This window comes from Paenibacillus sp. HB172176 (genome assembly GCF_011947265.1).
In the GTDB taxonomy this organism is placed as follows: Bacteria; Bacillota; Bacilli; order Paenibacillales; family Paenibacillaceae; genus Pristimantibacillus.
On sequence record NZ_JAATHD010000004.1, the window covers coordinates 281785 to 296170 of the forward strand.

Consider the following 14386-nt stretch of genomic DNA (forward strand, 5'->3'; position numbering starts at 1 on the left):
AAATCATGCATGTACTCATGAAATTAATAAGAAAATCGCCTGGAGCCTATTTAACCCATTTTGTAATGATCGCAACAGGTTTGATATGGATTTATCCGTTCATATGGATGATTACAGCTTCATTTAAAACCAACGCGGAATACATTTCGGAAGGGGCGGGATTAATTCCTCACAAAATCCAATTTGGAAATTATTTCAGAGCATGGGAGACGGCTAATTTCTCCGTATACTTCATTAATTCTGTGATTGTTACGTTATGCACGGTACTGGCTGTAATCGTGGTGTGCTCATTAACCGGATACGTTCTGGGGAGATATCCCTTTCCAGGGAAAATGCTGTTTATCGTGTTGATTACAGCAACGATGTTCATGCCAAAAGGCTTTACCTTGATTCCGGTTTACACGCTAATTAATTCAATGGGTTTGAATAATTCATTATCAGGTGTCATATTAGCTGAAATCGGAAGTGCCCATGTCTTGTTCATCCTTCTCTTTACGGCTCATTTCCGCGGATTGCCCAGAGACTTGGAGGAAGCTGCGGAAGTGGATGGTTACGGATTTATACGAACGTTCTTTTCCGTTATGCTGCCATTATCTAAACCGATCATTGCTACTACAGGAATCATGCAATTCATGTACAGCTGGAATTCCTTTCTGATCCCGCTGGTATTCACTCTTCAGAATGAGAAGATACGCACGCTAGGCGTAGGCATGTACCAATTCGTAGGAGAGAATAGTGTGGATTGGGTTGGAATGGCTGCTGGGGCTTGTATTTCTTTGATTCCGATTATTCTGGTATTTATTTTCTTTCAGAAATATTTTGTTGAGGGCGTTGCAGGAGCGGTTAAGGGATAGAACTTGCTAATTAAATAGAGATAAGTGAAAATAAAACCTCGGAGGATGAAAAAATGAACATCATATACATGCATACCCATGATACGGGAAGATACATCTCCCCCTACGGCGTGGCGGCGCCAACTCCCAACTTGATGAAGTTCGCAAGAGAAGGCGTACTATTCCGAAACGCATTCTGTGCCGGGCCTACTTGTTCGCCGAGCAGAGCGGCGTTGTTGACTGGAATGACTCCCCATTCTGCGGGGATGATCGGACTTGCGCATCGCGGCTTCCAAATGGAGGACTATAGTCGACATCTGACGCAATTTTTGAACGGAAACGGATATGAAACCGTTCTATGCGGCATTCAGCACGAGGCCCCTCAGGCCGAAATGATAGGCTATTCAAAAATTATTGGAGATCAAAACTTTGATATGAAAGTGTTTGAATTTGATTCTGTCAATTGGGACACCAATAATGCAAGAGCAGCTGCAGACTTTATTAAAGATCGTGAGAATAAGGAGCAGCCATTCTTTCTTTCGTTCGGCATGTTTAATACACATCTGAATTTTCCGGATGCCGCGGTGGACATTAATCCGGATTATCTGGACGTTCCTTACCCGCTTCATGACAATGCGCAAGCCAGGAGCTTTATGGCCCAGTACATGACCTCAGTCCGAACGGCAGATACTTGCGTAGGATTCGTCCTGGATGCAGTAGCACAGGCAGGGATTGAAGAAGAAACGTTAATCATCTTTACAACCGATCATGGCTTGCCGTTTCCTCGCATGAAATGCACGCTTTATGATACGGGAATCGGCGTTTCCTTGATCATGAGGTTGCCGAGTGGGCTGGCTGGCGGGGAAGTGGTTGATGCGATGGTGTCTCATCTTGACCTGTTTCCTACAATTTGCGATTTGGCGGGCATGAACAAGCCTGATTGGCTTCAAGGCCAATCCTTGCTTCCGATACTGAACAAGCAAACGGACCGCGTGCGGGATGAATTGTTTGCCGAGGTCACCTATCATGCCGGATATGAACCCATGCGTTGTATCCGAACCGAGAGGTACAAGCTTATTCGTTATTATGATACACATGACCGATACGTGCATGTGAATATGGATCAAAGCCCATTGAAATCCTTTGTGGAGGAGAACGGCTTTTTTGAAATGGACAGACCGAGGGAATTGCTGTTTGATTTGTATATGGATCCGCTTGAAAAAGTGAATTTGTACGGGCGCGAAGAGATCGGCGGCATTCAGAATGAGTTGGATCAGGGTTTAAGGAAATGGATGGAGCAGACACATGATCCTTTGTTGAAGGGCCAAGTACCAAAGCCTGATAGCGCGACAGTATAGCAGGAGCTGCCGTTCCGTGGTCGGCAGAGAAGGAGGCAATCATGTTTCAGAAGCTAACGACTTCTATTAATCAAGTCTTTCAGAATATGAGCATGAGAAAGAAAATGTTGATTTCCTTTCTTGCTGTCAGCTTTCTTCCGCTGCTGACTACGGTCTATATTATTTATCATCATGCGGAAAGTGAGTTGGAGAAAGAGCTCGGCTCTTACACGGTTGAGATTACGAAACAAGTTAACAGCCGCTTGAATGCGTATTTGGAGGAAACCGGAAGGATATCGGATATCATTCGCTACAACACCAGTATTCAAGAGTTCTTAAGTATACAGAGATACAGTTCGAATGCTGAAGATGTAGAGACCATTATGGATGCCAGGAAACTAATTGATTCTGTTGGGCAAATATACTTGGGAATCAAGGGGATATTCATAATGAACGACTACGGCAGAGTGATTTCTTCATCTACGGACAAAACGGTTGAATTGGATTATCCGTTCAAGAAACAGCCATGGTTTCAGAAGGAAAACGCGCAGCTTTCACAAATTCAATTGTATTATCATAACCAGAGCTATGTCTCTAATAAGCCAGTGGTATCTTATACTTCACGGATAACGGATTCCAATTTCGCCGTAAGAGGCGATCTATTGATCGACTTTTCGCCGGACATCATTACGGGATTTAGCGAAGAAATTCGACTTGGGAAGCACGGGATCGTATTCATGGTCGATCAACAAGGTGATTTTGTCGTTCCCGATTCAAGAGTATCTCCTAGTTTGAAAAATCAATTGTTTCCTATGCTTAAAACGGATCCTCCCAGAGAGGATCATTTTGATTTTCAGTATGAAGGTGTTAAGTATTTGGTCGGGTATTACCCATCGTCAAAGACAGGCTGGACTATCATCGGCGTTGTTCCATTTAGGGAAATTTCAACTGGCATACAGGAAATTCAAACCATTCTTTGGATTATGGGCGCTATTTCCCTGCTCGTTATTCTTGCTTTATCCACCTCCTTGTCCAAAACAATAACATCTCCTTTGTTGAAATTGGAACGTTCTATGAAGCATGTAGGCACAGGCAATGTGAAATTCAGGCTGCATGTCAATCGCGATGATGAAATTGGCCGATTAAGCAATCGGTTTAATATCATGCTCCAGGAGCTTGATGAATTAACAGAAAGAGTATATAAATCGAGAAGCAGGGAAATACAATTGGAGCTTATGAACAAAATCACGGAACTGAATGCCTTGCATGCTCAAATCAATCCGCATTTTCTATACAATACTTTGAATACAATGACATGCATTGGAGAGATTCACGCCATAGAGGATGTTTCGATCATGAGCAGATCTCTGGCAAGCATGTTTAAATACAGCATAAATGCGGATCCTATTACAACATTCGAGGACGAATTAACGCATGTGATGCACTTTATGACAATAATGAGACTCCGATATACCAGTCGTCTCCATCTACAAACCGATATTTCGGAGGAATGGCTTGATGAGCCAATGATGAAGTTAATTCTGCAGCCTATCGTAGAGAATGCTGTCATTCATGGCCTTGAACCAAAGCAGGCTGAAGGGACTATTCGAATTAAACTGGATTACATCGAAGAATGGCTGGTTCTTAGTGTGTCAGATGATGGGATTGGCATGTCTTCTTCTCAACTGGAACAAATAAATGATTATTTGAATCAGGATCATACTGAGAAAACGTTGGAGACTCATATTGGCTTGCGAAATGTCCAAAGACGTCTGAACATTTATTATAATCAGCAAGCTTCCATTCGCATTCAAAGTGAACCGGGTAAAGGAACAATCGTAGAAATTAAATGGTATCGGGGGTGAGGTTGTGAGGTATCAAGCTTTGATCATGGACGATGAATGGATGATGTGCGAAGCGCTTCAGCGGATCATAACAGCACATTGTCCCGATTTTGAAGTGAAGGATATCTCCTATAACGGACTGGATGGTTTGAAGCTGATGGAAACCAATCGATATGATGTGATATTGACTGATATTCGCATGCCCAAAATGGATGGCTTAGAGTTTTTGAGAAAGATTCGTGAGCGTAATAATCAGATACCTGTCGTGATTATAACAGGACATAATGAGTTTGAATATACGCGCAAAGCCATTCGTTTGGGCGCAACTGATTATATATTAAAGCCCTTGGACAAGGGTGAAATCAAAGAGGTTTTAAACCAACTCGCGGAGCTTATTCGCAAAGATTCCGGCAGGGAAGCTGCGAATGATTGGGACCGTATCAACGGCGGTGTCAAATTGATTGCCTCCATGACTGAATATATGCAGGAACATTATAGGGATGAGAAATTATCTATTGCTTATTTTTCTGAAAAAATGGATTTCAATCCTTCATATTTAAGCCGATTATTTAAAATGGAGATTGGAAAAGGGTTCGTGCATTATTTGACGGATATTCGCATCGAACATGCCAAGAGACTGCTTGCTTCATCTGAATTGCAGATCTGGGAAATAGGCGAGAGGGTAGGGTATTTGGATAAAAATCATTTTGGAAAAGTGTTTAAGAAAGAGGTTGGAGTTCCTCCGGGGGAATATCGTGAAAAATTGAATCTATCATGAATGAGTAGTAAAAAATCGACTATTCAAAGTAAAAAAGAAACGATTTCGACAGATAATGATAGCGATTACAATTGAGTTGGATATAAAACATGCAAAGGGAGGTTGTGCATCTTGAAGATGAAAAAGGTATGTATTTTTGCATTGTTGGCGCTTATTTTGCTCATTTCCGCATGCAGCAACGAAAGTACGGATTCAGCAAGCTCTAATTCTCAGGATCAATCTAGCGACAACTCGGAGAAGGAGGTCACGCTTCAATTCTGGACCGCAAGTGACTCGTTTACGCCTGACGGTCCCGGAGGTCAAATCATCGCCGATTTTAATGAAAAAAACAAAGGCAAAATTAAAATTGAAACGAAATACATGCCATGGGATCAATATAACACCGCCATTCAAGCCGCGTTTGCCTCCAATGATTTGCCGGAGATATACCAGCTTCCTTCCAATTTGGACATTCGACAAGCCGTAGATAAAAAGATGATTCGGCCTTTGGACGATCTTATAACAGAAGATTGGAAGAGCCAGTTCATGCAGGGTTCATTTGCCGAAGGAATTAATGTCATCAATGGCAAGACGTATTCTTATCCCTTGCGTGGTCCTCAAATGAACAGTATTTTATATTACAATAAAGATTTGTTGGAGAAAGTCGGATATGATGCGCCTCCTAAGGATTGGGCAGAATTTGAAGACATTACACAGAAGGTAACAGAACAGGGAAAAGGCGATGTCTATGGATTCATTATGGGGATGGCCACCGCCAAGAACCCTCGTTTCGCGATTGCCGGTCTGAGTAATGTGGATACCGGTACAAATCCGGAGGATGATTGGGGATTTAATTACAAAACGGGTCAGTATGACTATGATAATCCCGAAATTCTCAAAGCGATCGATTTCATGAACCAATTGAAAAAGGATAATGTCATTCTACCGGCTTCGTATACGTTGAAGGAGCCGGAAGCGCAAGCATTATTCGGCAGCGGCAAATCCGCATTTCTGATTTCCGGACGTTACTCATTGTGGACTATAAAGAGGGATTATCCAGAATTGAATTTGGGGTTGGCGGTTGTGCCCAAGGAGAATGGCGAACAGCCGTACCAGCACTATACGATTGCAACCTCCAATCGGACAATGGTAGTTGCCAACAACGCCGTACATCTTGAGGAGATCGGGAAAGCATTGACTGAGGCGATCGCATCTAAGGAATATTTTTCAGGTTCCATTCAATCCGGCGTTTCATTGGCTCCTATCGAATCGTTAAATAAAGACGAATCCTTATATCCTTGGCCGGAATTCAAAACCTTCTATGAATTGCACAACGAGTATCTGAAAGTCAGACCCGACCCTTCAATAGGGAATCCCGGTACAGCAGATGTCATCACCGAGCTTGGGGGAATTAGCCAACCCAAAATCACCCCTGATTTCACTGCCATTCTACAAATGATTCTCACGGGAAAAACAAAGGATATCGAGAATGCTATGAAATCATATAACGATAAAATGAATAAAGGCTTATCGGATGCCATCAATAAAGTAAAGTCGAACGGTGTGGATGTAGATTTGACGGATTTCGCTTTTCAAAACTGGGACGCTTCAAAGGATTATACCGATGCAGACTATAATAGCAAATAAGATTCTCGAGGTGGTTTTGTGAATGTATTAATGATTATGTCTGATGAGCATTCCTTCCAAGCTATGGGCTGCAGCGGGAATCCGGTTGTCTATACACCGAATCTCGATTTGTTGGCTCAAGAAGGCGTACATTTCTCAAACTGTTACTGCAACTCCCCGCTGTGTACGCCGTCCCGGGCCAGCGCTTATACCGGCAAATATGTTCATCAAATCGGGGCCTGGGATAACGCAACGCCTTATGAAGGGAGACTGATGGGGCTAGGCGGACAATTAAGCCAATATGGTCACGAAATCGCCAGCTTCGGAAAGTTGGATTTCCACCCGGATGTGAGCTATCCAGGCCTTCATGCGCCTCTAGTCCAACATCGTCGCAAGGTGGATACAGGAGCATTATTTCGTGAGGTGTTGAAGCCTAGACCTAAAGTGGTAGAACGATTCAAGAACATAAGAGTCAGAGAAGACTCTTGCCAAGATGATCAGGTTAGAGACGGCGCCATTGAATGGCTTCGAGGCAAAAAGAAAGGCGACAAGCCTTGGGTTTTGAATGTGGGATTCATGCATCCTCATTTTCCGTTTTTTGTGAAGCAGAAGTACTGGGACTATTACGACCGCTTAGTGACAAGCATACCCGATGAGGTCAAACCTCCTTTTCCTTCATTGAATAAGCCTCTCCAAGCTTTACGCGTGCATTTCGGCGGAGATCAGATTGATGATGAAACGATTCGCCGCATGTTTGTAGGCTATTACGCGTTAATCTCGGAAATGGATGATAATGTGGGGATGATCCTGCAAGCGCTAAGAGAACAAGGGCTAGAGGAGGATACGCTTGTCCTGTATACAAGCGATCATGGCGAGCAATTGGGATACCATGGTTTATGGTTCAAATGTTGTATGTTCGAGCAGGCCTCTCATATTCCCATGATTTTACGAGTGCCCGGCACAAAACAAGGGAAAGAAGTGAATCAGCTTACTTCGTTGGTCGATCTATTCCCGACGGTTTGCGATGCCCTGCAAGTACCCGTACCGGAAGGACTCCAAGGATCGTCATTGCTGGATCTGGCGTTTGAAAGAGAAAGTAGCCGAAAAGATTTCGTCTTCAGCGAATACCATGCTCATGGCGTTCCGGTAGGGATGTACATGATCAGGTGGGAGCAGTGGAAATATGTTTATTTTACAGAGGGACAGGAACATCAATTATTTCACTTGGCAGAAGATCCTGCTGAACAGAATAATTTGCTGAAGGGCGAAGCTTCTTCTAATGTTAATGAAGCAAGGCGACAGTGTGAAATCCGGTTGAGAAGTGTTTGCGATCCGGAAGCGGTTGGGCTGTTGGCCAAGAAATCGCAGAAGGCGATTCGTGAGCAATTGGGCTTGACGGAGTACAATCAAGCTGACCCAGGGCATGCCACCGCAGAGGAATTGCCAGTTCCGTATCCAAACACATGGGTTTGACAAGTCGTTACGAGGGAGAGAGAGCCAGACTATGAAAGCCATCATGATTATGTTCGATACGTTGAATAGGCATATGCTGTCTGCTTATGGATGCGATTGGACACATACCCCCAATTTTCAGAGGTTGGCAGAGAAGACGGTTACCTTCGACAATTGTTATATTGGAAGCATGCCTTGTATGCCCGCGCGCAGAGAATTGCATACCGGTCGGTATAACTTTTTGCACAGAAGCTGGGGGCCGATAGAGCCGTTTGACGACTCGATGCCAGAGCTCTTGCGAAAGCAGGGGGTCTATACCCATCTGGTTACGGATCATTTGCATTACTGGGAGGACGGCGGCGCCACATACCATACCAGGTACAGCTCTTTTGAGCTTGTTCGAGGCAATCAAGGCGATCCTTGGAAAGGAGAAGTGAAAGCGCCTGAAATTCCTGATGCGTTAGGCAATGTGAAAGGTGAGATGAACCGCAATGATTGGGTTAATCGGAAGTATATACAGAACGAAGAGGACTTCCCTCAGGCCAAATCATTTTTGAGCGGTTTGGAGTTCATCCGCACGAATAAAGAGGAAGATAACTGGTTTTTGCAAATTGAGACGTTTGATCCGCATGAGCCGTTTTTCGCTCCGCAAGCATATAGGGAATTGTATCCGCATGAATACCACGGCAAGCATTTCGACCGCCCGGACTACAAGCGGGTTTCCGAAACCCCTGAAGAGGTTGCGCATTGCCGATATGAGTACGCAGCGCTGCTCAGTATGTGCGATGCCTATCTCGGCAAGGTGCTTGATAGTATGGATGAACTGGATTTGTGGAAGGATACTCTGTTAATCGTGAATACGGACCATGGATTTTTACTTGGTGAACATGATTGGTGGGGGAAGAGCATACAGCCTTTTTATAATGAGATCGCACATATTCCTTTATTTATTTGGGATCCATGATGTCAAGTGGGAGGCGTTAGGAGAAACAGCTTGGTGCAAACCATTGATTTGGCGCCGACGCTGCTGGACTACTTTCAGGTAGTTATTCCTGAAGATATGCAAGGCAAATCGTTGAAGGGGACAGTGGAGAAGGATGAACCGATACGGAAGTATGCCTTGTTTGGCATCCATGGCGGACATGTCAACATGACGGACGGACGGTATGTCTATATGAGAGCGCCTGTTGAACCTGAGAATCGTCCGCTATATAATTACACATTAATGCCAGCTCACATGAGAGGGTTATTTAAAGAAAGTGAGCTGCTTGCAATGGAGCTGGCTGAACCGTTCTCGTTCACAAAGGGATTTAAGACTATGAAAACACCTGCTCAAGCCAGAAGCGAAGCCCATCCCTTTGGCACTTTGCTGTTTGATCTGGAACGAGATCCGGGGCAATTGTATCCAATCAAGGATTCGGATATTGAAGTTGGATTGTTGGAAGAAATGGCTCGGTTAATGAAAGATGCAGATGCGCCCTCCGAGCAATATGAAAGATTAGGGATGATATAAAAAGGCGAATTTTAATGGACATCTCTTTCGTTCCTTGAGAGTTAAAGGATTACCCGCACAAGTTAATATCATTCCTATTCAGAAAGCGAGCCTCCCTATATACTCAAGCTAAATCTTGTGTTACAGGGAGGCTTTTCTAATGGCGAACAGGGAAATGAAGCTTTTGACAGATGAGCAAATGAAAGCGTTTATTACAGATGGCGTGCTGAAGCTGAAGACGGATTTCTCGAATGAATTCCATGCCAGGCTAATTGAGCAATTGGATAAGGTGCATGCGGAGGAAGGCAATCCGGGCAACAACATTCTGCCGCGCATTCGCGAAATGCAGAAGGTATTCGACCATCCGGTCATTACAGGGGCGCTGACCAGCGTGCTGGGGCCGGACTATGTGCTCCATACGCATCGCCATTGTCATTTCAACGCGGCTCCCGATCCGGGGAGTTGGCATAAGGACAGCTATTGGGGCTATCAAAAAATTCGCAACCACCGTCCATGGTGGGCGATGATCATGTACTTCCCGCAGGATACACCTACGGAGCTTGGACCTACCGGTGTGCTGCCGGGCAGCCATATTCATGAGACGCGCACCTTCCTGGAGGATGATGTTGCGGAGGAGGTGACGGCGAAGGGAGAAGCGGGCACCTTCGTGCTGATCCACTATGATATCTGGCATCGCTCGACGCGCAACACGCTGGGTCAGCCGAGATATATGCTGAAATTCGAGTTCATGAGAACGACCGCGCCAACGGTTCCGTCATGGGATAGTCAGTCGAGAGAATGGGGCGAGGATGGAGAGCTGGTGCCGGGTTATCAAGCACTCGACGCATGGAACTGGCTGCATGGGGAGATTGGCGGCTCCTACGGCTCGCATGATGCAGATCCAGCGGCTATTCATCAGCTAAGCGAGCAATTGAACGGCAAGGATGAGCCTGTCGCGGTGGAAGCCGCTTATGAGCTGGCAACCTGCGGCGATGCCGGCAAGACCGTCTTGCTGGAGGCGCTTCGCAGCGAGGATCGCAGAGCTTCCTTGGCTGCTGCTTATGGCCTGACTGCTTGCGGCGAGGCGGCGGTGCCGGATTTGACGGCGGCGCTTGATGCCAAGCAGGAGCATACAGTGAACCATGCGCTGTTCGCATTGGGAGAACTACGGCATTATGCCGCATCGGCGGTGCCGGCGATTGTTCCATTGTTGGCTGAGTTGCCGACAAGGCTTCGCCGCACAGCAGCGGATTCTCTGGGTTTGATCGGAGGTGCTTCCGAGCAATCCGTTGATGGATTAATCGCCTGTCTGCGTGACGAGGATGAGCAAGTGAGGTTCACGGCGGGATTATCGCTTGCGCAGCTTGGCAAGGCGGCCGAGAAGGCGATTCCGGCTCTGGCCGAGGCGCTTGATGACGAGAACCGTTATGTTCGAGGCCATGCCGTTGAAGCCTTGCGCTATATTGATACAGCGGAGGCTAGAGATATTTTGCTGCATGAATTGATTCAATCCCGGTGGTGCGTATCGACGACGAAAGCGAGCACGTTCTAAGGAGGCGGTGAAGGAGTGGCAGGAGAGGAAATAGCTAGCGGCGCTGATGCCATTGTGATGAATGAGAAGGATCATGTGGCGACCGCCTTGCGCGATCTGGCGAAGGGTGAACAGGTGCAATTTCTGGTTGGCGCGGAGCTTCGCTGCGTGGCGGTGCAGGAGAACATCGATTTCGGTCACAAAATAGCGCTAACCCCCATAGCCGCAGGAGTGAAGGTGCTGAAATACGGCGAAGTCATCGGCTTGTCGACGACTTCGATTGAGGCGGGAAGCCATGTGCATGTGCATAATTTGGAGGGCATCCGCGGGCGCGGGGATCAAGCGGAGACAGGGGTGAGAGCATGAAGACGATAGCGGGTTATCAGCGAGCAAATGGAGACATCGGCATACGCAATCATCTGCTCATCATTCCGACCGTCATTTGCTCGAACCAGGTATGCAATCGGATTATGCAGATGGTGCCGGGGGCGGTCTCGATTCCGCATCAGCATGGCTGCAGTCAGATCGGCGCAGACAAGAAGCGCACCTTTGACGTGCTGGCTGGGACGGGCAAAAACCCGAATGTTGGCGCCGTGCTGATTATTTCGCTCGGCTGCGAGGTTGTGGATCCGGTAGAGCTGGCGGAGGAGATCAGGAAGACGGGCAAAAGAGTAGAGCATTTCGACATCCAATCGGCAGGCGGATCGGTGAAGGCTATCACGCATGGCACCGAGCTGGCACGGTCCATGCTGGCGGAGCTTGAGCGCGAGGAGAAGGCGCAGGTGCCGCTCAGCAAGCTGAAAATCGGCGTAAAATGCGGCGGCTCCGACGCAACCTCCGGCTTGTCGTCGAATCCGGCGCTTGGCGGCGCCGCAGATGCGGTCATAGCGGCAGGAGGCTCGGTTGTCATCGGAGAGACAACCGAGATTATTGGAGCCGAGCATGTGCTGGCGGAGCGCTGCGTGGATGGGGGGACAAAAGATAAGCTGTATGAGATCGTCGATCGGTTCGAGGAGCTGATCGGCCAGATGGGAGCAGATATGCGCGGCGGCAATCCTAGTCCAGGCAATATTGCCGGAGGTCTCTCTACAATTGAAGAGAAATCGCTGGGCTGCATCAGCAAATGCGGCACCGCGCCGATTCGGGGCGTGATTGAATATGCCGAGGATATTCCCGATGGCGGCTTATACTTCATGGACTCGCCGGGCAACGACATCGAATGCGTTTCGGGGATGGCTGCCGGCGGCGCACATATCGTATGCTTCACGACGGGAAGAGGCACGCCCACAGGAGCGGCAGTCGTGCCGGTAATCAAGATCACCGGCAATCCGCGAACCTACAAGCTGATGGAGGACAACATGGACGTCGATGTCAGCGGCATGCTGAGCGGCGAGCAGAGCCTGGCCGCGGCAGGCGAGGCGATCTGGCAGGAAATCGTTGAGGTGGCGGGTGGCAAGTGGACCAAGGCCGAGGTGCTGGGGCATCAGGAGTTTAGCATTAACCGTATTGGTCCTAGCTTGTAATTATGGGAAATGATAGAATGATAGAAAGCGGTGCGAATGCCAAGCTCACATGAAAATGCTGGGGGATTCGCACCGGAAATAAAGCGAATTGTGTTCGATTTATGCACAATTCGCTTTAGTGTATGAAAGTTTTTTAGTGTTTTGAGTGATTTTTTGATGCAAAATGGACGAATTTGCTCCAATTTGTTCAAAATTCGCTGTCGCATCCTACGCGGATGCGTGGATTGAAATGCTCTATCATTCCTCTTCCTTCTTCCAGCATCAAGGTCGCATCCTACGCGGATGCGTGGATTGAAATCTGATTGCCTAATTCGAAAGCCAGTCATAATGCGTCGCATCCTACGCGGATGCGTGGATTGAAATTTTTAAAAACTCATTTGGCTCAAATAAAAAACGAGTCGCATCCTACGCGGATGCGTGGATTGAAATTTTGGTCAATTTACAGGTTATTGCAGTATCCAATAGTCGCATCCTACGCGGATGCGTGGATTGAAATCTCCTCTGACATGTCGTTTTGATCGCGTACACTGGTCGCATCCTACGCGGATGCGTGGATTGAAATTTCTATGGATAAAATTTCAAAGGAGGTGTGTGTGTCGCATCCTACGCGGATGCGTGGATTGAAATGCAAGCTCGCGCTCAATATAGCTGTTATGTACGAAAGTCGCATCCTACGCGGATGCGTGGATTGAAATACCTGTGACATGATTGAGCGTGGTGTTCGTACCGTCGCATCCTACGCGGATGCGTGGATTGAAATCCGCAATGTACCCCTTGCCGCCGACCATCTCAATGTCGCATCCTACGCGGATGCGTGGATTGAAATTCAACTCGTTTCAAATTATCGAGCAGCCGGGCAAGTCGCATCCTACGCGGATGCGTGGATTGAAATTCCCTTGCGGTATTTAACCGACAAGGACTACTCGTCGCATCCTACGCGGATGCGTGGATTGAAATCGCGATGCAGCCTCGCCGCTCAATCTGATGCTGGGTCGCATCCTACGCGGATGCGTGGATTGAAATCATCGGTTTCCGACCGTCTTGCAGAATCCCTATGTCGCATCCTACGCGGATGCGTGGATTGAAATGGTGCTGCTGCTTCTCATGGGCAAACGCATTTGGAGTCGCATCCTACGCGGATGCGTGGATTGAAATCGACTTTGTTGGAATGAAGTGGAACGCCGATGCGTCGCATCCTACGCGGATGCGTGGATTGAAATGGACAACGTTGCGTTGTCGCTGAAGAACATGAAGTCGCATCCTACGCGGATGCGTGGATTGAAATCCTGATTGGGGTCTTGGCTCGTTGGGAGTGATCGTCGCATCCTACGCGGATGCGTGGATTGAAATATTTGAGTGATACACTTGTAACTTATACATTTAAGTCGCATCCTACGCGGATGCGTGGATTGAAATTCTGAATGAACTAAAGGCTGATAAGGCCTCGCCGTCGCATCCTACGCGGATGCGTGGATTGAAATCGAATCGCTGGGGATGCGGAGCGAGTCGAAAGCGGTCGCATCCTACGCGGATGCGTGGATTGAAATCTCTCCATTGCTTGATTAAGCTGCAGTTTGCTGAGTCGCATCCTACGCGGATGCGTGGATTGAAATCCGCATCAGTCGGGAGACGAGGGAGCAATACGAAGTCGCATCCTACGCGGATGCGTGGATTGAAATGTACAACTCTTTGTTTGAAACGTGCTTATTAATGTCGCATCCTACGCGGATGCGTGGATTGAAATGTTTTGCCTTACGTTGGACTCACCTTTCGGCTTGTCGCATCCTACGCGGATGCGTGGATTGAAATACCACGTACTTTTTCGGAACGGTCGTGCGGGGGAGTCGCATCCTACGCGGATGCGTGGATTGAAATCTCCGCTGGTACCGATAGGAGCGCGACTGCTTTGTCGCATCCTACGCGGATGCGTGGATTGAAATTTAAAAGCGACCTCAGCATACGCCATCGCCTCGCGTCGCATCCTACGCGGA

11 protein-coding genes and 1 CRISPR repeat array (1 of these 12 cut by a window edge) are annotated in these 14386 nt (G+C 47.4%); all 11 genes read left to right on the forward strand.

All coding sequences use genetic code 11. The features are described 5' to 3' along the window. Positions 1-5 precede the first annotated feature (5 nt). Positions 6-854 (forward strand): carbohydrate ABC transporter permease, encoded by an 849-nt coding sequence (locus tag HFP08_RS08355; RefSeq protein ID WP_240941187.1) that lies wholly within the window; start codon positions 6-8, stop codon positions 852-854. A 53-nt stretch (positions 855-907) separates the two neighbouring features. After that, the gene (locus HFP08_RS08360; RefSeq protein WP_168120129.1) at positions 908-2191 is read left to right on the forward strand and encodes a sulfatase family protein; all 1284 of its coding nucleotides are present in this window, start codon (positions 908-910) and stop codon (positions 2189-2191) included. Positions 2192-2232: 41 nt separating this feature from the next. After that, on the forward strand, positions 2233-4035 hold the full coding sequence (locus HFP08_RS08365) for a sensor histidine kinase (protein WP_168120130.1): 1803 nt from the start codon (positions 2233-2235) through the stop codon (positions 4033-4035). Positions 4036-4039: 4 nt separating this feature from the next. Further along, complete coding sequence (locus HFP08_RS08370; RefSeq protein ID WP_168120131.1) at positions 4040-4792, forward strand: response regulator transcription factor; 753 nt, start codon at positions 4040-4042, stop codon at positions 4790-4792. Positions 4793-4909: 117 nt separating this feature from the next. Beyond that, a complete protein-coding gene (locus HFP08_RS08375; RefSeq protein WP_240941224.1) occupies positions 4910-6418 on the forward strand; it encodes an ABC transporter substrate-binding protein in 1509 nt (502 codons plus the stop codon). Between the two features lie 18 nt (positions 6419-6436). After that, a complete protein-coding gene (locus HFP08_RS08380) occupies positions 6437-7870 on the forward strand; it encodes a sulfatase family protein (protein ID WP_168120133.1) in 1434 nt (477 codons plus the stop codon). A gap of 31 nt (positions 7871-7901) precedes the next feature. Continuing rightward, positions 7902-8813 (forward strand): sulfatase, encoded by a 912-nt coding sequence (locus tag HFP08_RS29220; RefSeq protein ID WP_240941188.1) that lies wholly within the window; start codon positions 7902-7904, stop codon positions 8811-8813. Between the two features lie 30 nt (positions 8814-8843). Further along, entirely contained in the window at positions 8844-9362 is a 519-nt protein-coding gene (locus HFP08_RS29225) for a sulfatase/phosphatase domain-containing protein (protein WP_240941190.1), read from the forward strand. A 139-nt stretch (positions 9363-9501) separates the two neighbouring features. Beyond that, complete coding sequence (locus HFP08_RS08390) at positions 9502-10893, forward strand: HEAT repeat domain-containing protein (protein WP_168120134.1); 1392 nt, start codon at positions 9502-9504, stop codon at positions 10891-10893. A 15-nt stretch (positions 10894-10908) separates the two neighbouring features. After that, the gene (locus tag HFP08_RS08395) at positions 10909-11238 is read left to right on the forward strand and encodes a UxaA family hydrolase (RefSeq protein WP_240941193.1); all 330 of its coding nucleotides are present in this window, start codon (positions 10909-10911) and stop codon (positions 11236-11238) included. Beyond that, positions 11235-12395: a UxaA family hydrolase gene (locus HFP08_RS08400; RefSeq protein ID WP_168120135.1), complete on the forward strand. Its 1161-nt coding sequence runs from the start codon at positions 11235-11237 to the stop codon at positions 12393-12395. Before HFP08_RS08395 ends, HFP08_RS08400 begins: the two co-directional genes overlap by 4 nt. 199 nt (positions 12396-12594) lie before the next feature. Next, a CRISPR array of direct repeats spans positions 12595-14386; the repeat unit is 32 nt; unit sequence GTCGCATCCTACGCGGATGCGTGGATTGAAAT; it runs 998 nt beyond the window's last position.